The following is a 22,651-nucleotide window of genomic DNA, read 5'->3' as shown; positions in this document are numbered from 1 at the left end:
GAAAGATGGAACATGTTGTTGAATTAAAAAATGTAACCAAAAAATTTAAAGGTTTTTCGTTAAAACCGATCAATTTACAAGTGAGGCGAGGCTTTGTGACAGGATTTATTGGTGCTAATGGGGCTGGTAAATCGACGACAATCAAAATGATGATGAATCTGTTAAAGCCGGATGCCGGCAAGGTTAAGCTTTTTGGCTTGGATTATCAGACGCACGAGAGAGCGATCAAGGAGCGCATCGGATTTGTATACGATGGTAATGTATTTTATGAGGGGTTGAATTTGAAAGATATAAAACGTATCGTTGGCCCCGCGTATAAACGCTGGGACGATAAAGTGTTTTACCGATATGTTGAACAATTCGAATTACCGCTTAATAAAGCAATCAAAACTTTCTCAAAAGGCATGCAAATGAAGGCCTCATTAGCAATTGCTCTTTCTCATCATGCAGAGTTGATTATAATGGATGAACCAACAGCAGGACTGGACCCTATTTTTAGGCGGGAACTACTGGATTTATTACAAGAAATTATGCTAGATGGCAGTCGTACTATTTTCTTCTCCACACATATTACAACTGATTTAGATCGAATTGCGGATTATATCGCCTTCATAAACAATGGAGAAATGATGTTTAATCAGTCTATTCACGATATAGCTGAAAACTATCAACTCGTTAAAGGTGGAGTGGATCTACTCGATAGAGACACGGAAAAAGCCTTCGTTCATATTCATCGGACGTCAACTGGATTTCAAGCATTGACGGATAATATTGAAGCGGTAAAAAAAACTTTCGGTGATTCCGTTGTTATGGAACGTGCCTCTTTAGAAGATATGATGTATTACATGAAAGGTGGTAAACAGCATGTTCAATTTAATTAGGCGTGACCTTATTCTACAGAAATGGCAACTATTGATTTTTATTCCTATTATTATGTTCTTTATCATTATGGACAAACATCCAGCTTTGATTTTTCTAGTTGCCAGTATTCTTATACCCTTTAATGCGTATGCTTATGATGAAAAAGCTGAGACAAATATTCTTTTAAATTCTCTACCCTATACAAGGGTGGAAATTATTGCATCACGCTATCTTGGTGCAATCGTGTATATGGGTTTAGCTATTGGAGTGACATGTCTAGCATTGGTGACTTTTAATAAACCTTTTACGATGTCGGATATGGCGATTGGTGGCGGATTATTTTTGTGGTTTGCTTCGTTCACCTTCCCTTTATTTTATATTTTTAAATCAGGCTATATTTCGACAGTTGTATTAATTGGTTTCCTCATTCTAGCAGGGGTAGGTCCAAGTGTTTTCATGTTTATTGCAGAGAACTTACCCGTTATTAATGACTTTATTGTCAGTTTATCCGTCCCGACTTTATACACGGGAGTGGCTGTATTGACTCTTATCATTTACTCAGTTTCTTGGGGTGTGACTACGATTATTTACCAGCGAAAAGTATTTTAAACGTGTTAACATTTATAATAGATGTGCAGGAGCAAATAGAAAGGGTTAAGTTTAGGAATAAACGGCTTAAAATGCAATCTGTGCTCGCCTTAACCTGTGATCATGTCTCAGATAAAATATATCGGTTGACAACAGATTAAAATAATTCAATTATCAGGGCTTTAACGGGGCGAAAGAGGAAGCTTGATCCAATTGTTGTATATCACTTAAAATATTATGGTTTGCTAGAAGTAAACACTGTGGATATGTGATATTGTAATACTATTTTAAAAATGTTTTTACACAAAAAGGATACCTTCTGATTAATTAAAGCACTACGCAATAACTATCAGGGGTATCCCTATGTTTAAAAATTATAATCATAAATCCCGTGTTGTTCCTGTAGGACAAATCATTGCTTCGAAGCCATACATTGCACATGGGAAGTGGCCGTTTATTTCCCAGGAGTTAACCCATTTCACTCAATTCGTGTTAAATATCTGACCAACGTTATTTGTTTTACAACTATTATTTCGCTTTTACACTATTGACACGCTTTAGTAAGTATAACAAATAGGGTGCACCAATGAGTGAAACTATAATTCCAACAGGCACTTCTTTAGGAGCGAGGATAAACCGGCCTAAAAAGTCTGCACTGATTAATAAAATACCGCCAAGTGATAAACTGAGTGGTAATAGTTTCATCAGTCTCGGCCCAACTAACTGTCTAGCGATATGTGGCGCGAGTAGACCGACAAAGCCTATCGTCCCAACAACGCTAACACTTACCGCAGTTAGTGAGACAGCAAGTACGATCATTAAAAACCGCATTTTACCCGTTTTAATACCTAACCCAATTGCTACCTCATCATCAAACGCCAATAGGTCAAAGGTTTTGGCAAAGCTTATGACGATCGGGAAAATAATAAGAATAGCAATAATAACGATATTAAAATCCTGCCAGCTTGAACCATAAGTACTCCCGGTTAACCAGGTTAAAGCAAGTCCTGCGTAGAGATCTGCTCGAACGAGTAAAATTTGAATAAATGCTGAACCTACGGCAGAGATTGCAATCCCCATTAAAATGAGAATGATTGGTTGAAAACCACATTTTGCACTGATCATTAAAATGATCAGCATCGTTAGAAAAGCGCCAAGAAAAGCGCCGACAGGCACAAAGATCACGGGTGTTTGTGGGAAAACAAGTAAAAATAACATCGCAAACACACTGGCACCAGATGAGATACCGAGAACAGACGTGTCAGCAAGCGGATTACGCAAAACTGTTTGCATCAGCAGACCACTACCTGCCATCATCATCCCAATTAGAAAACTAACAAACACGCGTGGGACACGGAAATCCCAAGCATAACGATTGTACATTAACTCTTGTGGTAATTCAGCTAAACGTGTGAAGCTCGTCCCGCCAAATGATAAACTAAATATAATAATCACTAAGGTAACTAACACGAGCCCAAGATAAAATGGTTTTAACTTAGTCAGGCGTACTTTTCCTTCTAAGACCTGACCAGATGACTTGGATTGCTTACGCATTTTCAAAGCTAAGTAGATTAACCAAGGCGCCCCGATAATAGCGGTCATCGCTCCAACCGGTAATTCAGATGTCTGAGAGATGAGTCGGACTAAAATATCGGCCATGATTAATAGACCAGCACCTACAATCATATTGCCAATAATCATCGCTCGGTGCTTGGTAAATCCCATTAATCGCACAAGATGAGGAGCGATGATGCCTACAAAGCCAATTGGTCCAACTACGGACACCGTAACAGAAGTTAAGAATATGGCAATAAACCAACCGATTGCTTTCGTTATAGTGATATTTTGGCCTAGTCCGATCGCAACTTCATCTCCCAATAACAGATAGTCAAATCGATGACTAACGACAAGCGCAAAAATAATCAATCCAATCGTCCATGGTGTAGCGAATTGAACACCACCCCAATCAAGTTGCATGAGCGTCCCTGATCCCCAAAGGAATAATCCACCAGCTTCATTAGCAAACAACAGCTGTAGGGCACTTGTTAAAGAAGAAAATAACATCGTAACAATAAGACCAGTCAATGCAATTCTAACAGGGTCAAGTGATTTTCCTACGAGAAAAGTTACGGTTAATGCAGCTAATAGACCGCCTGCTAATGAAACGATTAATGGATGAGCATAGCCTGAAGCTGGCATGAAGATCGTGAAAAAAACGACAAAAAAATACGCTCCAGCGTGAATCCCTAGCGTACTTGCACTAGCAAGAGGGTTTCTAGTCATCGTTTGTAGTAGCATACCTGCAATCGCTAAAGCAGCTCCAGCAAGACAGCCAATGACAAAGCGTGGCATCCGACTATGTAGTAAAAAGTTCATTTGCTGCGGATCATTCCAAACATTTTGCCAGAACGTAATAAAGCCTGAAGAGGCTTGCCCTTGGCTCACGTGAATGATACCAAGGACAATAAAAAGCAACACTGTACCAGTAAAGAAAAGTAAAGATTTAGCTTTCATAGGATCACTTCGTCAAAGCAGCTTCTACATTGTTAATTAATGTCTCGATTGAGAGGACGCTACCAAACGTCCAAACGCCAGCGCCCACATCATACATCCATTCATTTTCAACGAAATAAAGTGAATTCCAAACATTGTTGCTTGCTAAGTTATCAAATAATGGATCATCTTGTTGAACCGTGTGTAAGAATAATGCTTCTTGATAATTTGCTACACCTTCAACGTTTGAGGTGATAAAACCGTTCGGATCATCTTCACCTTCCAGTTTATTCGTAAGGCCCATACCTTCTAGAACATGACTCACCATTGAGTTTGGCGTAAATAGGCGGAATTCGGGCGCATTGTTAGATGAATAAGCTTGAGTAAAAACAAACTCATGTGTTGGTAAGTTAGCTGCTTCAATGGATGCTTGTGCTTCGGCTAAACGTTGATCAACACGGGCAATCGCATCTTCTGCTTCTTGTTCTCTTCCGACAATTTTAGCTGTTTGGCGTAAGTTATCGAGGGTACTTGCATAGAGATCAGCTACAACATCGTCTGACAATGTATCATAAAGGATAACGGGTGCAATTTTCTCAAGCTCAGGGAGCATGGCCTCTTGGTAACCGGCGACACCAATAATGACATCTGGCTCAACTTTGGCAATTTCTTCGATATTTGGTTCTTGTCTTAAACCGACGTCAACAACACTTTCATCTAAAGAGGCATCGATGGTAACCCATTTATTAAAGCCTTCAACGTCAGCAACAGCAACCGGCTGAATACCAACGGCTAACAATTCTTCTGCAATACTCCATTCGATAGCAACAACACGTTCTTGTGGACCGTCAAATGTGTGTTCACCTAAAGCATCCACAATGGTAATTTCTTCAGATGGTGCTTCTGCTGTGTTAGTGTCTTTAGTTTCGTTGTTAGTCTGATCAGACTGATCTGGCTCTGAATCCTGGGCCATACAACCTGCTAAAAGTAAGGTAAGTAGTGCGATTAAAGTAAGTAATCTTTTCATGATAAGTTTCCTCGTTTCTATATATTATGAAGCAGGGATCGCTTGCTTTTCGACTTTGCCATAAGATAGGCAGATTGGGTTTTGACTAAATGGGCAAACCGTCAACATGGCATTAATGTTAAATACATGCTGAAGGTTAGCAGCAGTCATCACTTCACTTGGGACGCCGTGAGTAATTAGTTCACCATTGCGCATGGCAATTAAATGATGTGAGAATCGTGATGCGTGGTTAAGATCATGAAGCACCATAACAATCGTTTTCTGCTGATTCTTATTCAACTTTTCCAGTAGTTGCAAGATATCAAGCTGATGAGACATATCTAAATATGTGGTTGGTTCATCTAAAATAACAACCTCAGTATCTTGTGCTAAAGCCATCGCTATCCAAACACGTTGACGTTGGCCACCGGATAAAGTATCGACAGAACGATCTTCCAATTCTTTTAAGCTTGTTTCAGCTAATGCCCAATCAATTGAGTCAAGATCAGCCTGTTTTAAACGTCCGAATCTTGATTGATGGGGAGCGCGACCATATGTGACAAGTTCTCTTACCGTAAGGCCAGCAGGTGCTTCGGCTGATTGGGGTAAGATAGCCATTTTTTTGGCAACCTCTTTTGTTGATGTTTGGCTGATAGATTTGCCATCTAAGTATATTGAACCACCGCTCGTTTTAAGAATGCGAGCAATTGATTTAAGTAATGTTGATTTACCACAACCGTTGGGTCCAATGATCGTAGTAATCTGGCCTTTTGGAATCGTAATGCTTAATTGATCAATAATCAGCTCATCGCCATAACCGACTTGAACATCCTTAACTGAAATCATTTTACCCCTCCTATTTGAAAATGATTCTCATTATCAAATTATAAAGGAGATTTAAAAATTAATCAATCCTATTTTTAAATCTGTGCCATAGAGGAGATTTTACGAATCAATCATCATGGTTTTTCATTTATCATTTGTCAGTCATCGGTTGTTGTTTTAATGGATTTGATACCACTATTAGTGGAGAAAGTAAGGCGGACACAGAATAAATTGTAGAAGAGCACTCAAGTTTACTTTGGTTTTGAATTTTTTTTTTAAAATTTTTAAATAATGCAGGAATTTCCATTAGTAAAATTGTTGTTGAGACATCTCAGACTGAGGCTTTACATGCAGCCATGCGTTATTTTTATGATAGAGGTGTTGAAGGGACGGTTTATATTCCAGCAGGGACGTATTCAATAGATGAAGCTGTCAGGTTTCACCAAGGGGTTAACCTGATTGGTGATGGGATAGGCGAAACCGTCTTAAAGAAGGTTGGGAGCAGAAATAACTATGTCGTAGGTAACCCAATAATGAGAAGTGGCAACAACCTTAATGTCACTGTATCCCATTTAACATTTGATGGTGATCGTCAAAATCGTGCCAATCAAGGCCTAGGACAAATCGGCGGTATGAATATTGATGCCGACGTGAGTAACTTAACGATTGAAAACGTGGAAGTTCGAGATGTGACCATTGGTTTACTTTTAAGACGATTAAAAAATTCTACTGTTAGAGACAGTATTATTGATCGTTCTAGTGGGCATGGAATTGCTTTCGGTAGTGAGAGTCACGCTGTTGGTGATGTTCGTCATAACCTGATTACAGGTAATCGAATCACCAATTCCACTGGTGGTAGCGGGATTAACCTATCACGTGCTACGTATACTACGGTTACTTATAATCAAGTCATTAATGCGGTACAACAGGGTGATAGTTATGGAGGGATTAGAATACCAAATGGTGGCGCATATAATACGGTTGAACATAATGTTGTAGAAAATTACCCAAGAGGTATTTTCGTGTTAAGCGGTGCGCACAATAATACTATTACACGCAATACTGTGATAAATTCACGTATACATGGAGTATTAATTCAGGCGGATCATAATATTCTAAGTGATAATGTTATCCAACAATTAGATCCAAGTTTAAATATCGAATCTATTATTCGATTAGCTCCAGGTAGCCACAACCAAATTTTGCGTAATAAAATTGATACATTTTCTAGCTTTAATAATCCAGGTATTCGTTTAACGGGCTCACCAAAAAACGTCAGGAGGAGTGAAAGGATAGTCGAATCGAAAGGCAGGGGGAGTTGCTTATGGTTATGGAAAAGGTTGATCATGTATGTCGTTTAATTTCAAGGTTTGCTTTTTTAAATTTATTATGGCTAGCTTTCTCGGTCATCGGTCTATTAGTAGTCGGATTTTTTCCAGCCACCGTGGCTCTGTTCGCCATTGTTCGTAAATGGGTGCGAGGAGAACAGGACACCGCTATTTTCCAGACATTTTGGTCTATTTACAAGCAAGTCTTTTTAAAAGCGAATAGCTTTGGCTGGGTGCTTGGAGTAATTGGTGGTATCTTGTATATCAATTATCATATTATCGCCATCGCGAGTACAGATCTCCCTGTTATTGTGATTCTGTCTTACCTATTTTTAGTTCTTCTCTACTTCCTTTTTATCGTGACACTGCTTCCAGTTTCTGTTCATTTTGCTGGTGGTACAAAAGAAATTGTGCTAAAAACGATCCAGTTTATGCTTGGAAGAGTTCATCTAGCTTTGGTGTTTGTCTTATTAATATGGTCAGTTCTTTATTTATCTTTAGCCTTTCCGTCAATGCTACTATTCTTTACGGGAAGTGTGCTCTCATATATGATAACGTGGTTCTTTCAGCGTAGCTTAGCAAAGTTAGAGATGAAGTTGATCAAGGAGCAATACTCTTAAAATGAGTATTGTTTTTTTTTATCTTTTTAACTTAAATATGACATGGATTATTTAAAGGCAATGGTTGCAAGCAAAGCTGCAAAAACCATAATATAACAGAAGCAGATGTAATTATCTTGAATTTTCCTTATCTGTCAGATAAATTTTTGTAGGAAACAATCTCCAAAAAATTTGATAGTAGAATGATCACAAAATAGGAAGTGCTATGAGTCCAAAACTAGTGAGTATATCTATTATAAAACAACAGCATGTTAGGTTGCATCCTCTCAAGGGGTTTTATACCAATTATTAAAATCTATACTAATAATTAAATTACAAGTCTTTTTTTACATAACATTAATTATTTTATGCTGTATATTAAGAAAAACAAGAATTATAGCCATCTTATTATGTAGTTGAAAGCAGGCGGTGAGGGTCTTATTCGCTTCTACACCCGGCGTCCCGAACCACTTCGACTATACTCCCAACCGGGCATATTCGGAACAGTCTTCCTTTGGAGGGGGGGTAGTTTAATAGCGATTTTCGCTTAAGCCTTCAAAGGTTACAGACTCAATCACAACTTATTTATTAGTGACATGCTAGTATGTTGTTTATGATTAGAATTAATCCCAATCAAAGCACGAGAATTGAGAAGAAGATACCAACGTCTTTCCTTACACCGTTTGTAAGTGTTCTTCGTGCTGTTTACTGGTTATAATGTGGATAGCTTTAATTCGATCGATAAGAATATTCCGGAAAATGATAATAAAAAAGGAGAGCTATACATGGTCAGTCGAGCAAAACTATTAGAGGTTCAAGACTTACAAAAAAACTATGGTAAGAAAAGCAATCTTACTAAAGCATTAAACGGAGTTAGCTTTGACATTCTCCCAGGAGAATTCTTAGGAATAATGGGCCCAAGTGGTTCTGGTAAAACAACATTATTAAACTGTATTGCAACCATTATTAAACCGACATCTGGACGGGTACTTCTAAATGGAGAAAATATTAGTGCATTTAACAGTAAGGATTTAGCGGAATACCGCGGTAGCCGAATCGGCTATTTGTTTCAAGACTTTGAATTACTGGATAATTTAACTGGGCAGGAAAATATATTATTACCTTTATCTATTCATGGAATGGATTTTGCCAGTGCGCGGAATAAATTAGATCAGCTCGCAAGCTTTTTAGAAATTACTGATATTCTTAACAAATTCCCAGCCCAAATGTCTGGGGGCCAAAAGCAAAGAGTAGCTGCTGCACGTTGTTTGATTTCAGAGCCAGATATTGTTCTTGCAGATGAACCGACAGGGGCATTAGATACACGTTCCGCAAAAACATTGATGAATAAGCTAGAGGGTATTAATAAAAGTAGTGAACGAACAATTTTAATGGTTAGTCATGACCCTAATGCAGCCAGCTTTTGTTCAAGAATCCTTTTTATTCAAGATGGTGTCATTTTCCATGAACTTCGACGCAAGCATGATGAGACCCAAGAGCAATTTTATGAAAGGATTTTGCAGTTATTAGCACAGCTTGGGGGAGGGAGCGCAAATGTTCTCTAAGTTGATTTACCGTAACGCTAAACGGAGTCGCAAGGAAAATTTAATTTACTTTGCTACACTCGTAACTGCAATCGCGTCGTTTTATATCATTCTATCACTTGGACGACAAGATGTTATTTTATTTCTGAAGGAGTTTGAAAGTGATGCGATTGATAAACTGTTAGCTCTAATGCCAATTGTATATCTATTTGCGTTATTTTTATTGTTTTTCTTAATTTTATTTGCTAATCGTTATCAATTAAATCGCAGGAGTAAAGAGTTTGGACTCTATCTGATGTTGGGAATGCGCAAGGAACGTCTTGTTGTTCAGCTTTTGGCAGAGGGGTTCTTGACTTCTGTTTTGGCTTTGATTGGAGGCATTTTAATCGGCGGATTTTTAGCTGAAATCATCAGCTTGACCGTTTCGAAATTAGTTGGACAGGGAATTATCGGTCATCAAGTAAGTTTATCGTTAGGGGCAATTATCTACACAATCATCGGCTTTTTAGCAATCCAGTTTATTGCTTTAGTTATTCTTGGTGGCAGGTTATTTAATCAAGAGGTACATCAATTGCTTTATGAGCAGATGGATCAGAAGCAGGATATGGGCCATGTTAAAGGTAACGTACTCCATATAATAGTAGGATCTGTCTTACTAGGTGTTGCCTATTGGATTGCTTTATATCATTTGATTGACTTTGAAGGTATGCTTGTGTTTGTAGCATTAGCTCTCGGAAGTTTAGGGACAATTTTTTTTATGAGGGGATTTGGTAAATTATTAGGTTTATTGGCAAGCCGATCGGAGCGTAAATCAACCAAAGGGCTACACACCTTTACTGTAAGGCAATTTCAAGAGAACATAGCCAATCGATCTACATCTGTTGCCGTCACATCAATCCTGATTACTTTATCGATCATTTTGATAGCGGATGGTGCCTCAACTCTTTTAAGTTCAGGAAGTGACTTATATAATCGCAGTTCCTCCGTTTACGATTTTACGGTTAACGGAAATCACTCAGGTGTAGAGGAATTTCTTACTTCGGAAACAATGGTAGTATATGTAGAGGATTTAAACCTCCTAGAAATGGGAAGAATGAGAGAGCAAGATGGGCTTACTGGAGATGGTATGGCAAGATCGTTAGTGGATTGGTCTAATTTACGTGAGCAACTGATCATGGCTTTACCAAGTGACGATAGAGAGCAGTTTTTATCTGGAGAAACTCAAGGCTATACGATTAGTTCAGAAAATCCTGAAGCACTAAATTTGTTGGGGATTCTAGAGATAGATGCTACCGAGCCTTATCTGATTCCCGAGTCATCTTATAATGGACTTTTAAAAGCGATAGGAGAAAAACCGCTAAACTTACTATCAGATGAAATAGCATTATACTTTAATCCAGATTTTGTCCAATTCGATGATCTAGAACGCTTACCCGTACTCGATGATATGCTTGAGAAGGCTGCTAAGGATGGACACCGTTTAATGTATATTAATGATCAGGCTGTATCAATACGCCCATCTATTCCAATGAGAGGTTTAGTAGCAGACCGCTCAGTAGAAATTTTTACAGCGTTTATCGTTCCTGATCGTATGTTTGAACAATTATTAAATACCGAAACGTATAGGTCGTATTGGAATTTTCGCATCCCGCAAACGCTACAAGATCAGCATGGTTTAATGAAACCATTGATTGAGGCGAGAGACGCCTTAAAAGCTTCTGGCTTTGAGTTTGAAAGTTATTTGCAAAACTTTGGCCGTAAACTCTTCTATGTTGTTGCTGGTAGTTATACAATCTTGTATATGGGTTTCTTATTCTTGATGATTGCCTGTACCGTACTAGCTCTACAATTTTTGACACAAATGAAGCAAACGGGTCAACGCTACTTGACACTATCTATGTTAGGGGCAAAACGTAATCAAATGAAAAGATCAATGCATAGACAGGTATTGTGGACTTTTCTATTACCGTTGTCTTTGGCCTGTGTGAGTGCAGTTGTTGGTATAAGAGCTATGATAGCATTTGTGATGATTCACATTGAACACCAAGCGTTACTCTATCCTATTGCCTTTATCTTTGCATCCTTTATAATCGTAATTGTGGCGGTCTATGGTATAGCAGTGGCGCGTTCGGCGGATCATGAGATCGATAGATTACGTTGGAAGCCAAATGTAGATTAAAGACAAGTCTATAAGTTCAAAGGAAAGGAGGGGCTAAAGTGGCGCGGATTACAATTGTTGAAGATGATGTATTGATGAGAGAAGAGTTAGTCGATATATTGCAAAAAGCTGGATATGAGGTCATGGCAATTGCAGACTTTCATAATATAGTAAGTCAAATGGTCACTTTGGCTCCAGACTTAGTTTTATTAGATATCAATTTACCGGAACAATCAGGATTTGAAATATGCAAAAGTCTAAAAGCCAAAGCAATTGGTCCAATATTAATGCTTACATCTCGAGATAAATTACAAGATGAATTACATGGTCTTCATTTAGGTGCAGATGATTATCTCACGAAGCCCTGTAATCGAGATCGTCTGTTAGCACGGATCCAAAACCTACTAAGGAGATTTGAAGGGCAGCCAGGTTTGATCGATGGTGGCAGTTTTTCGCTAGATCCGAATACCTTTACTTTGTATAAGGGGTCTCAATCATTATTATTATCAACTAATGAAGGAAAAATCCTAAAGGCTTTAGTAGAGAATAGATCTGAGATTGTATCCAAATCAACATTGAGTAAATGTTTATGGGGAACAGACCAATATATAGATGAGAATGCCCTTCAGGTTAATCTCACACGCTTACGAAAAACACTAAGCCAGTTAAACTTGGAAAATAAAATTGAAACAATAAGGGGTCAAGGCTATCGACTTAAAGGGTAGGTGAAACCATGAAACGGATAAAGCAAATCTATCATTGTATTGATGCTAATAAGACTTGGTATTTTATTTTAATGGTGACAAACCTGCTCTTTATTTTTTTAGCTTGGTTAGCTTACCCAGAAACCTTTAAGGTGTTAGTAGGACTCATGATTGTTTTTACTCTAGCGCTGATCGTGATATCTGTATTGATCATGATGAGAAAGCAAAAAATAATCGAGGCAGCCTTTCAAGACTTCTTATTAGAAGCAAATGAGACGAACGAGGAAATTTTATGCCGAGTATCTCCTAAGACATATTGGTCGTACATCCATAGAATGGGGAGTACAATCAGAGCATTTCAATCTGAGCTTAATGATCAAGTTGTTGAGTTGGCCGACTATGAAGCCTATATAGAAGGCTGGGTTCACGAAATTAAAAAGCCTCTATCATTATTAACGCTAGTACTAGATAACCGCAGTGACGAGATGTCTCCTCTTGTTAGACAGCGTATGCTTCATGTGAGAGATCAAATACATGGAGATGTTGAGCGAATTTTATATTTTGCCAGACTTGGGGCTACTCATAAAGATTATATTTTTGAATCAATCCATTTACTTGATTTTTGTAAACAGATAATTGAAGACCATCAAACCCTACTAGATGAATCTGGTTTTCAAATACAGTTTATCGGTGAAGAAGTAGAAGTTTTATCTGACCGGAAGGGGCTAGCTTTTATTTTAGCACAAATCATCGCTAATAGTACCAAACATATTGCTCAGAATCAGGCTTGTCCGACTTTGAGTTTTGAAATGGGATATGACAAAGAGCGTAATCAAACCATTTTAAATATTCGTGATAATGGACCTGGTGTACCGAAAGAAGATTTACCTTTTATTTTTGATAAGGGCTTTACAGGAAATGGTGGTAGTGTTACAAGACAGGCCACCGGTATGGGGCTCTTCTTAGTTAGCAAGATGGCTGTTGATTTAGCGATTCAATTAGAGGTGGAATCAGAGCCTGGTTCGGGGTTGACGCTATCACTAATATTTCCTAATGTGAAGCATTAAGCTGATACGAAGCCTAATGTTTGTAGATAAATAACCTCCTAGGATGGTACCACCCCCCGAAAGTTAGAGTGAAAAATCTAACTTTCGGGGGTGTTTTTATGGTCAAATATAGTGAAGAATTTAAAGTAAAGCTTGTCACCGAGTATTTGTACGGGAATCTTGGATATAAATCATTGACGAAAAAATATAATATGCCCAGTACTTCAACGTTCAGAATGGTTAACGGACTATTGGAGCAAGAAAAACATTGCCAGGTTAATTTTATTGCCAGCTACAAGACATAATCTAAATAAGCTATACCTATAAAGAATAGGCTGCATAAGCTTATAGATAGCAACGGGAGAGGGGATGCAATAACATTGCTACTTTCCTTAATTTAGTCTTTGAAACCAAGCTGTATAGAGTTGAGTACCTGACTTGCATGTTTAGGAGGATACGTGTCAAAACTGAAATCGAACAATGAATAATGGTTGGCTCTTTTAATTTTGCATCATAAGCTTATTTGTTTTCTTAATCAGCATAAGTTATATTTAAATTAAAATTCTAGGAAGTGGTAAGCTTAAAAGGAGGAAGCCAACGTGTCAAAGAGCAATGAAGCTAGTAAGGAGTTGTCCCTAGAACAAGGTGAAGAATTACTAGAAGTATTAAAAGCTCGCTTTGAGAAAAACATGCACCGCCATCAAGGGATTGAATGGGCTAAAGTTCGAGCGAAGCTAGATGCTAGTAATGCAAAGTTGTCGTCACTCTATGAAATGGAGAGAACTGGTGGCGAACCTGATGTTGTTGAGTATGATAAAGAGAAGGACGAATATATTTTTTATGATTGTTCCAAGGAAAGTCCGAAGGGGCGCAGAAGTGTATGCTATGACCGTGAAGCGCTGGAATCAAGGAAAAAACACAAACCGGAAAATAGCGCTATTGATCTGGCAACTGCTATGGGGATCGAACTGTTAACGGAAGAACAGTATCGAGCATTGCAGAAGCTTGAAAATTTCGACATGAAGACATCTAGCTGGGTACAAACACCTTCTGATATTAGAGAACGCGGTGGTGCTCTTTTTTGTGATTATCGCTTTGGTCACGTCTTCGTATATCACAATGGGGCGGATTCTTATTATAGTTCTAGAGGATTTCGTGGCTCGTTCAGAGTCTAAATGGTTGCAGATTAGTTAAAGTAACTTTTTGCCGATCAAAAGTTAATAGTGTTAAAAGAGTAGGAACTGTCACTAAATAGGTGATGCCTACTCTTTTTTAGCTTCATTAGCAGAAGCTGTCCCTTTATACGTGGTGAGATGAATACCTATTTGTCTTCGATTCAGTAGAGGTTCAAACCCCAACTGAATAAAGTAAAAGCCTCCGGGGTTTACCGCTTATTTCCATATTGGTTTATCGCAGTGTAACTGGCTGGGGCTGCGATTACTAGCCCCATCGAAGGGCTTTTGTAAGCCTCCCACTTCAAGTAATAAGGGAACACGTCATGTCTAAGTGTGAGATCCAACAGCCAGTAACGGCCCGATTGGTTCAACTAACGGTCAGTGTGTGAGAGAGGAAGCTGACTAAGTTCGCGACGTCGTATCGCAACGTAAGTCGTATTTGATTACTTAGCATTTAGCTTTTGTCTTTTATAAAGGGCATGTCTTGAGCCCCATTCGTGCATCGCAGTCAAAATCGGTTCTAATCCCTCACCGTATTCAGTCATCGAATATTCGACTTTTGGTGGAACTTGTGGGTAAACCACGCGATTTATAATATCCTCTTCTTCTAATTCACGTAAGTGCTTGGTTAACATCTTCTGGGTAATCTCAGGAATACTATTTTTTAGCTCACTGAATCTCATCGTACCATTTTTTAGTAAGTGCAATAAAATAATCGGCTTCCATTTACCTACAATAATATTTAAGGCATCCTCTACCCGACATAATTCTGGTTCTATATTCAACATATGTCCTCTCCTTTAGTATCATTTTGTATACTATGGCACTTTTAAGTGCGTACTTCTATTTTTGCTTATACCATTTATAATAGCATCATCAATAAATTTTTGAAAGAGGAGGTTCTATGAGAGGGGATAGGATAAGTGTTTCGGTATTATAACAGTGCGATAAATGAGCTGATTATATAATGTCTGAATTAGTATTTATCAATACATCAACTAGATCATAGTCGTTGATTTTTCAATTTCAGTGCCGTTACGGTTAGGAGCCTGTCATAAATCGTTAAAAAGTACTTTATCGCATTGTAACTGGCTGGGGCTGCGATTACTCGCCCCATCGAAGGGCTTCTGCAAGACTCCCACTTCTATTTAAGAGGTGAGATAAATGCCTAGTTGTCCTCCATTCAGTGGGTGTTCAAATACCAGTTGAATAATGTTAAAGCCTTCAGCGGATGGCGCAGATTTTCAGAGGGAATTTAGCGAGCGAAGTTCGATAATATTTGGGCACAAATACACCAAGGCGCATTTGATTATTAGCATTTATTAGTTATATCAAGAGTGGTGTTTGTCTTATAGAAGTTTTCCTTCATACAAAAAGTAATAAAAGAGTCAAATTAATGATGAAAAAGGGAGTAGACATGGAAAAATATCGTATTGATAAGAGTAAAGGACTAGAGTTTGGAATTTACACATTAGGAGATCATATTCAAAACCCAGCAACGGGAAAACGTATATCTGCACAGCAGCGGGTACAAGAAATTATCGAGTTTGCAAAACTAGCAGAGCAAGCAGGTATTGATTTTTTTAGTGTCGGGGAAAGTCACCAGGAATATTTTGCAACACAGGCACATGCAGTGGTCTTATCGGCTATTGCACAGGCAACAGAAAAAATTAAAATTGGAAGCTCAGCAACGATCATTAGTACAGCAGATCCTGTCCGTGTATTTGAAGATTTTGCAACGATTGATTTAATCTCTAATGGCCGGGCAGAGATAATTGCCGGTCGAGCATCTCGAGTAGGTCTGTTTGAATTATTGGGCTACGATCTACGAGATTATGAAGAATTGTATGAAGAAAAGTTTGAACTATTAGTCAAAATTAATGAGGAAGAGGTTGTTAATTGGAGTGGGAAATACCGTGCACCACTAAAGAATGCCAAGATTATTCCGCGCCCAATAGAGGGATCAATACCAATTTGGCGAGGGGTTGGAGGTCCGCCGGCAAGTGCGATAAAAGCAGGTATTCAAGGTGTGCCAATGTATTTGGCTATGTTAGGCGGTCCGGCATCTGCTTTCAAAAATTCGGTTGATGCCTATCGTGAAGCATTAAAACGGTCTGGTCATAATCCGAAGGACTTTCCGGTTGCTACTGCAGGTTTCTTCTATGCTGCTGAAACGACTCAGCAGGCTCAAAGAGAGATATATCCACATATTGACCTTGGATTGAAGCTAGTAAATGGCCGAGGCTATCCTAAACAGCAATTCGCTCAGGGTACTGATACTCGTGACATAATGAATATTGGTAGCCCACAACAAATTATTGAAAAAATCCTTTATCAACATGAGATGTTTGGACATCAGCGTTATATTGCCCAAATGGATTTCGGGGGTGTACCATTTGATAAATTAATGAAGAATATCGAGTTTATTGGTAATGAAATTTTACCTGCAGTGAAGAAATATACAGCTAAAAGTAAGGGGGAATCAGTATGAAAATAGTAGCACTATCTGGCTCAAAAGTAGGTTCAAAAACAAGAACAGCAATAGACTATACAATAAAAACTGTTGGGGAGCAATATCCTAAAGTTGAGGTCGAGTTAGTGGACTTAGCAGACTATGATGTTGTTTTTAGTGATGGTCGTGATTATCGGGAGTATCAAGGCGATACAAAGCTAGTAGCAGAGAAAATCATGGAGGCAGATGCAATTGTTATGGGGACACCCATTTTTCAAGCGTCCATACCGGCTACCTTAAAAAACATCTTTGATTTGCTGCCAGAAAAGGCATTTCGAGAAAAAGTAGTTAGTATGATTGTTACGGCAGGCTCACCGAAGCACTACTTAATTGTTGAACAGCAGCTAAAACCGATTTTGTCTTACATGAAAGCACAAATTGTTCCAATCTATGTATTTATTGAAGAAAAAGATTTCTATCGAAAAGAAATTGTCAATGATGATATCATTTTCCGAATCCAGCGTTTAGTCGAAGATACAGTTGTTTTAACAGAAACCTATGGCAAAATTCGTAAGGCAAAAGAAGAAGTGTACGGCTTTTAATGGAAAACTAACTTTCTTACCATTATTAAGTGTAAGAATATATCTAGAATCCGAGATTAACTATGCTCCAAATAATATCTTTATAAGTACATTATCCTAACCAACAAAAATTGCTTGAATTGAATTTTTAATTATTTCTCCATATTTCAGAGACATCTTTTTTCCAACTTCATACTTAGTAGTATGGTAGAAAATTTTTTTGACTTTTTAAAGGCTAATTATTTTAGAGTAAAGCAGGTAACATACTAGGTTTTTATACATGAATAGTGTCAAGGTACTAATGTAGTTCCGGATTGTCAATCAACTTGCCATTATCTTATCTATTTATAAATATAAGCTCCCCTTAAGCCAATATGGGCTTAAGGGGGAATGCATAGAAAAGGTTTGAAATTAATTTAAACGATAATAATCAACATGTGTGATCTTTTTATAAGTGAAGTCCGAATACATTGCTAATGTTTGATAATCATAATATCCTCTGGTAGGATAAGAATCTTTTACTCTCCAATTCCAATACCCAATAGGTTTTGACTTGAATTTTGGAATCCACCCACTAAGTTTCCCGAGTACATAAGCTCCCCATGTGGTTTTCTTAACTTTATTAGCTATTTTAGCTTTATGAGTAAACCAAAATATCATTGCATCGACGAATGCGTTTAAAACAGCAGGATCGGTTTTAGTATATACAGGTCCATGTGTGATCGTTCCACCATTACCACCACCTGGAATCATCATTAAATTAAAATTGTTATTTAAATCTATAGTATCATCATCCCCATGTGTGTCTAAAGTAATATCTTTAGTAGTTGAAAGGGCTTGATGGTACAAAGATTCTAACTGCTCATCATTTAATGGTACATTTCCAGTAAATTTAATTCCTTCATAATCATATTCATAGACGGTATCATCTAAGTTACTGTATTTCTCAGAAGCTACCAATGTTGATAAATTTAGCGATGAAAAGAATAATACAATAACTAATCCTAAAATTAATCCTTTTTTAAAAAATTTCATAAAGACACTCTCCTTTTTTTATGATATAGTTAATATTACCATTAATATTTAAAAATTTATCTATAATTAGATAAAATTAACATAAAATTCAAAAGATAGGTGGAACTAATATGAAGAAAGTTAGCTTCTATATCTCAACTTGTGTTAGTTTAATGGTTTTTTATATATACATTGTTAGAGATTATTTTTATAGCCTACAAGAACAAATTTCTCTAATGGTATTACATTTAATTTTCTTCCCTGCACTAATCGTTGCATTTTTAACAAGACCTAAAGGTGGTATTTATAAAAGTAAAAAACAAGAGTTTGTTTATACCCTGCTCTTTTTTGGTTCTTTTGTTTCCATTTCAGTTATATTAATGTTGTTGGGTGGGGAATCAAATAGTGGGATAGGTTTGAATAACTGGGTAATGGGAGGATTAATGATATCGATTTTATGGCAGTTATATCGAGAATTAAAAAATGAAAAGCAGAGATAAATACCAGGTCTCAACCTAAAAAAATAAATTCCGATTCGACCGTAGTGTTCGATTTTTATTATAAGCATTTATCAAGAACTAGATAAACATATTAATTGACCGAATAATAACATTTTGATCAAAAAAAGCCTTTAGCAACACAGATTAATAAGAAATGAATAGATTAAAAGCAGTTAATTCGTATGAATTAACTGCTTTTAATATTCTATCACTATGCTAAATATGTTGATTTTTGGGATTTCCTTATCTAAACATATGTCGGGAAATTATTACAAAAATGGACTTCAGGCCTCTGTTTTTGACAATTTGGTTTGAATATAAAATAAATCAGTATCTTACGAAATTAACAGAGGGGATTATGAATAAAAAAAAGACGATTCATCGTGCACGATTGTGAGAGTGAATGCAGCCTTTCCATATTAAAACATAACACTTTATTAAATAAAATAAGAGTGCGTATCTTTAATAGGGTTAGACCTCGATACTCATTTAATATTTTTAAAAAAATTCCTTGACAGAGAAAAGAAATCGGTGTTACATTATAAAACGTAATTATTACGATTTACGATAAATAAGTAGGGGGAATGAATGTCGATGACTAAACCAATCATTCATTTATTTAGCATATTAATGTTATGTGTGTCCTTAATCGCCTGTCAGGCGACAGAAGAAAAAGAAGCAGCTAATAATGATACAGAAGACGTACATACAACTAAAGACCAAGGTGATCAAGCACCAGAAAAAATTGAAATTGAAGGAGTTGCGCATCACTATCATACCGGCGATAGTATTGAGTTAACAGCGTTGCTAGATGAAGAAACAGAGTATGAGCATTGGCACTGGTATAGTAGAAAAAGTTCAAAAGATCAATGGGAAGTTGTTTCTGGGCAAGAAACAGAAAGATTTACTGCTGAAGCCACGGTTGATGGATTAGAAATTAAAGCTGTTTTGTTTAATAATGATCACGAGCCCTATGTTCAATCAGCCCCTATCACGATAATAATTGACGATCACCATGGTCATGATGAAGAAAGCCGACAAATTTATCAGGGCTATTTTGAAGATGATATGGTTGAAGACCGTGAGTTGTCTGATTGGGATGGAGATTGGCAATCTGTTTATCCATATCTTCTAGCTGGCGATTTAGATCAAGTATTTGAACATAAGGCAGAAGATGGAGATATGACAGCGGAAGAATATAAGGATTACTATACAATAGGCTATCAAACGGATGTTGACCGTATCGTGATTGAAAATAATCTTGTAACTTTTTATCAAAACGAAACGGAGATTTCAGGTGAGTATGCTTATGATGGATACGAAATTCTTACTTATGAGAAGGGGAATAGAGGTGTTCGGTTTATTTACCAATTAGTTAACGGTTCTGAGGATATGCCTCAATATATTCAATTTAGCGATCACAATATTTTTCCGGTAGATTCACATCATTACCACTTATACTGGGGCGACGATCGAGAAGAACTGTTAGAAGAAGTCACCAATTGGCCAACCTACTATCCTTCTCATTTAGATGCTGATGGACTTGTTCGTGATATGCTTGCACATTAATTTTAGCCTAACAAATTTATCCTAAATTTAAGAAGTATAAGTATTTTTAAAAGAATAGTGTGATAAATGTTATCCTTCCCTTTCTATCATGTGTAGAGCGTTTTAAGATTATGGCTTGACATAGATAAGGGAAGGATGCTACGATTCTTATCGTAATCATTACGGTTTGTATAGAATCTTTCAGGAGGAGAAAAATTATGAAAAGAAAATGGTTGCTTGCCATTTTATTTAGTTTAATCGCTGTAGTGGGTCTTTTTGGATGTGCTCAAAAAGACGAAGATACAGGTGCGGACGGAGATGCAGAGCTTTCTGTGGTAACAACTTTTTATCCAATGTATGAATTTACACAACAAATTGCAGGAAACCGAGCTGAGGTAACGCTGATGGTTACGGCTGGAGAAGATGCACACCACTATGAACCAAGTGCACAAGACGTAGCAGCAGTAAATGATGCAGATGTGTTTGTTTATAGTAGTGAAGAAATGGAATTCTGGGTAGAGAGCTTATTCAACACAATTGAGAACGATGACCTTGTTATTGCCCGGGCAGCGGATGGTATTGATTTTGTTGATACTAGCCATGCAGGTCACAGCCATGGAGATGATGAGGAAGGCTTAGTGATTCATGGTGTAGCAGCACATTACCATACAGGTGATATGATTGAATTAACGGCTGAATTAGATGAGGACGTTGCTTACGATCATTGGCACTGGTATACGAGAGAAAGTGCTGACGATGAATGGGAAACTGTTTCAGGACAAGACTCAGCTGAGTTTAAATATGAAGCAGGGGAAGAAAGCTTCGAAGTTCAAGTCATTCTGTTTGATGATGAGCATGAAACTTATGCACAGTCTAACCCGGTAGCAATTGTTATTGACAACCATGATCACGATCATGGACATGGCGATCACGACGATCACGACCATGATCACGATCACGGACATGGCGATCATGACGATCACGACCATGATCACGATCACGGACATGGCGATCATGACGATCACGACCATGATCACGATCATGGACATGGCCATGGGGACAGTGAGGGTGTAATTGAAATTGTTGGGTTAGCTGATCACTATCATACTGGTGATGTCGTTACTTTAGCGGCTGAGCTTAATGAAGAGGTAGATTATGATCACTGGCACTGGTACATTCGTGAAAACCAGGGTGATGAGTGGGATGCTGTTTCTGGTCAAGGAACAGAACAATTTGAATATGAGACAACTGGAACAAGCTTTGAAGTAAAAGCAGTTCTGTTTGATGATGACCACAATACTTATGCGGAATCAGAGCCTGTTAAAGTTTTGATCGATGATCACGAGAATAAAGATCCACATATTTGGTTAGATCTTGTTTTGGCACAAGAACAAGTTAACACGATTCGAGATGCATTAATTAAAGCAGATCCTGAAGGTCGTGACATTTACGAAGAAAATGCTGAAGCCTTTAATGCAGAGCTGCAAGCATTGCATGAAGAATACGAAGCTGCATTTGAAGGTGCTGAGAAGCGGGCCTTTGTTGTACAACACCAAGCATTTGGTTACCTTGCTCACCGTTATCATTTAGAGCAAATTGCAATCGGTGGTTTGTCTACAGAAGTAGAACCAAGTCCATCCCGTATTGCGGAGATTGGAAATATAGTAGAGGAAAATAATGTTCCAGTCATTTACTATCAACAAGGTGCAAACTCATCCATTGCCCAAACGGTTGCTTCTGAAACGGGGACAGAGACGGCTGTGTTACATGATTTAGAGTCGCTATCAGAAGAACTGCAAGCTGATGATTTAGGCTACTTAGGTGCTATGCGTAAAAACTTGGAAGCATTACAGTTAAGTATCCAATAGGAATAGAATCAAATTCTGCCTGGGCGTATTTGCGCCCAGATTTTATCGAGCGAAGCCGATAACTTTCTTCTGAAAATTTGTGTCATATGCCGGAGGCTTTAACTTAGCTTTATTCAGCCGGAGGGGTGTCCCCCACTGAATGAGATACAATTCGGCATTGATCTCATCACTTCTAGAAGTGTGAGACTTCCGCTGAATTGAAATTAAACAAGAGAATTTGAAATAATAGGAAAGATATATGAACAGACTCTTTAAGTAGCAAGTTGGTGCTTACAGAGTCTGGCTCTTTTTAGATGGAAAATGTAAAGAATGTATCGAGATTAAATTGAAATCGTTGCTTATCTTGTAAATCTAGATTAAA

The 22,651-nt window shown here is 37.7% G+C and carries 20 protein-coding genes; 15 read left to right on the top strand and 5 right to left on the bottom strand.

From position 1 onward, the window contains the following. Nucleotides 1-5 precede the first annotated feature (5 nt). Together ASE01S_RS03165 and ASE01S_RS03160 are read left to right on the top strand one after the other, a co-directional pair. Nucleotides 6-881: an ABC transporter ATP-binding protein gene (locus ASE01S_RS03165; protein WP_067838168.1), complete on the top strand. Its 876-nt coding sequence runs from the start codon at nt 6-8 to the stop codon at nt 879-881. After that, nucleotides 865-1,470 (top strand): ABC-2 transporter permease, encoded by a 606-nt coding sequence (locus ASE01S_RS03160; protein WP_067838165.1) that lies wholly within the window; start codon nt 865-867, stop codon nt 1,468-1,470. Before ASE01S_RS03165 ends, ASE01S_RS03160 begins: the two co-directional genes overlap by 17 nt. Nucleotides 1,471-1,977: 507 nt before the next feature. Here ASE01S_RS03160 and ASE01S_RS03155 read toward each other — a convergent pair. Genes ASE01S_RS03155 through ASE01S_RS03145 form a run of 3 tightly spaced genes read right to left on the bottom strand, consistent with a single transcriptional unit; the run spans nt 1,978 to nt 5,794 of the window. After that, on the bottom strand, nt 1,978-3,963 hold the full coding sequence (locus ASE01S_RS03155) for an iron ABC transporter permease (protein WP_067838161.1): 1,986 nt from the start codon (nt 3,961-3,963) through the stop codon (nt 1,978-1,980). 4 nt (nt 3,964-3,967) lie between these two features. After that, nucleotides 3,968-4,969: an ABC transporter substrate-binding protein gene (locus tag ASE01S_RS03150; protein ID WP_245630310.1), complete on the bottom strand. Its 1,002-nt coding sequence runs from the start codon at nt 4,967-4,969 to the stop codon at nt 3,968-3,970. 24 nt (nt 4,970-4,993) lie between these two features. After that, a complete protein-coding gene (locus tag ASE01S_RS03145) occupies nt 4,994-5,794 on the bottom strand; it encodes an ABC transporter ATP-binding protein (protein WP_067838155.1) in 801 nt (266 codons plus the stop codon). A 245-nt stretch (nt 5,795-6,039) separates the two neighbouring features. Between ASE01S_RS03145 and ASE01S_RS03140 the strand changes: the two genes are divergently transcribed. The 8 genes from ASE01S_RS03140 to ASE01S_RS03105 all read left to right on the top strand — a co-directional run bounded on the left by ASE01S_RS03140 (nt 6,040) and on the right by ASE01S_RS03105 (nt 14,327). Beyond that, nucleotides 6,040-7,134, top strand: coding sequence for a glycosyl hydrolase family 28-related protein (locus ASE01S_RS03140; protein WP_306303208.1), 1,095 nt, complete (start codon nt 6,040-6,042; stop codon nt 7,132-7,134). After that, nucleotides 7,098-7,721 (top strand): YesL family protein, encoded by a 624-nt coding sequence (locus tag ASE01S_RS03135; protein WP_067838152.1) that lies wholly within the window; start codon nt 7,098-7,100, stop codon nt 7,719-7,721. The genes ASE01S_RS03140 and ASE01S_RS03135 overlap by 37 nt, the downstream gene beginning before the upstream one ends. 764 nt (nt 7,722-8,485) lie before the next feature. Beyond that, a complete protein-coding gene (locus ASE01S_RS03130; protein ID WP_067838149.1) occupies nt 8,486-9,265 on the top strand; it encodes an ABC transporter ATP-binding protein in 780 nt (259 codons plus the stop codon). Then, on the top strand, nt 9,255-11,423 hold the full coding sequence (locus ASE01S_RS03125; protein ID WP_067838146.1) for an ABC transporter permease: 2,169 nt from the start codon (nt 9,255-9,257) through the stop codon (nt 11,421-11,423). Before ASE01S_RS03130 ends, ASE01S_RS03125 begins: the two co-directional genes overlap by 11 nt. 38 nt (nt 11,424-11,461) lie before the next feature. Continuing rightward, on the top strand, nt 11,462-12,127 hold the full coding sequence (locus ASE01S_RS03120) for a response regulator transcription factor (protein WP_083512003.1): 666 nt from the start codon (nt 11,462-11,464) through the stop codon (nt 12,125-12,127). Between the two features lie 8 nt (nt 12,128-12,135). After that, on the top strand, nt 12,136-13,173 hold the full coding sequence (locus ASE01S_RS03115) for a sensor histidine kinase (protein ID WP_067838143.1): 1,038 nt from the start codon (nt 12,136-12,138) through the stop codon (nt 13,171-13,173). 98 nt (nt 13,174-13,271) lie between these two features. Continuing rightward, nucleotides 13,272-13,457: a transposase gene (locus ASE01S_RS03110; protein WP_067838139.1), complete on the top strand. Its 186-nt coding sequence runs from the start codon at nt 13,272-13,274 to the stop codon at nt 13,455-13,457. 294 nt (nt 13,458-13,751) lie between these two features. Continuing rightward, on the top strand, nt 13,752-14,327 hold the full coding sequence (locus ASE01S_RS03105) for a DUF4256 domain-containing protein (RefSeq protein WP_067838136.1): 576 nt from the start codon (nt 13,752-13,754) through the stop codon (nt 14,325-14,327). Nucleotides 14,328-14,770: 443 nt separating this feature from the next. Here ASE01S_RS03105 and ASE01S_RS03100 read toward each other — a convergent pair whose 3' ends face one another. Next, nucleotides 14,771-15,115: a winged helix-turn-helix transcriptional regulator gene (locus ASE01S_RS03100; protein ID WP_157065133.1), complete on the bottom strand. Its 345-nt coding sequence runs from the start codon at nt 15,113-15,115 to the stop codon at nt 14,771-14,773. A 629-nt stretch (nt 15,116-15,744) separates the two neighbouring features. Between ASE01S_RS03100 and ASE01S_RS03095 the strand changes: the two genes are divergently transcribed. Further along, on the top strand, nt 15,745-16,818 hold the full coding sequence (locus tag ASE01S_RS03095; RefSeq protein ID WP_067838221.1) for an LLM class flavin-dependent oxidoreductase: 1,074 nt from the start codon (nt 15,745-15,747) through the stop codon (nt 16,816-16,818). Beyond that, on the top strand, nt 16,815-17,381 hold the full coding sequence (locus ASE01S_RS03090; protein WP_067838133.1) for an NADPH-dependent FMN reductase: 567 nt from the start codon (nt 16,815-16,817) through the stop codon (nt 17,379-17,381). Before ASE01S_RS03095 ends, ASE01S_RS03090 begins: the two co-directional genes overlap by 4 nt. A 390-nt stretch (nt 17,382-17,771) precedes the next feature. On the opposite strand, the gene ASE01S_RS03085 is transcribed toward ASE01S_RS03090, so the two are convergent. Next, on the bottom strand, nt 17,772-18,395 hold the full coding sequence (locus ASE01S_RS03085) for a hypothetical protein (protein WP_067838130.1): 624 nt from the start codon (nt 18,393-18,395) through the stop codon (nt 17,772-17,774). A gap of 110 nt (nt 18,396-18,505) precedes the next feature. Between ASE01S_RS03085 and ASE01S_RS15955 the strand changes: the two genes are divergently transcribed. The 3 genes from ASE01S_RS15955 (at nt 18,506) to ASE01S_RS03070 (ending at nt 22,290) form a co-directional block, all read left to right on the top strand. Next, nucleotides 18,506-18,874: a hypothetical protein gene (locus ASE01S_RS15955; RefSeq protein ID WP_067838126.1), complete on the top strand. Its 369-nt coding sequence runs from the start codon at nt 18,506-18,508 to the stop codon at nt 18,872-18,874. A gap of 594 nt (nt 18,875-19,468) precedes the next feature. After that, on the top strand, nt 19,469-20,443 hold the full coding sequence (locus ASE01S_RS03075) for a ZinT family metal-binding protein (protein WP_067838218.1): 975 nt from the start codon (nt 19,469-19,471) through the stop codon (nt 20,441-20,443). 197 nt (nt 20,444-20,640) lie between these two features. Further along, entirely contained in the window at nt 20,641-22,290 is a 1,650-nt protein-coding gene (locus ASE01S_RS03070) for a metal ABC transporter solute-binding protein, Zn/Mn family (RefSeq protein WP_067838122.1), read from the top strand. Nucleotides 22,291-22,651 lie beyond the last annotated feature (361 nt).

It is taken from the genome of Amphibacillus sediminis NBRC 103570, from assembly GCF_001552275.1.
Taxonomy (GTDB): domain Bacteria; phylum Bacillota; class Bacilli; order Bacillales; family Amphibacillaceae; genus Amphibacillus_B; species Amphibacillus_B sediminis.
The sequence above is the reverse complement of the archived record's forward strand: the minus strand, read 5'-3'. Positions and strand labels throughout refer to the sequence as shown.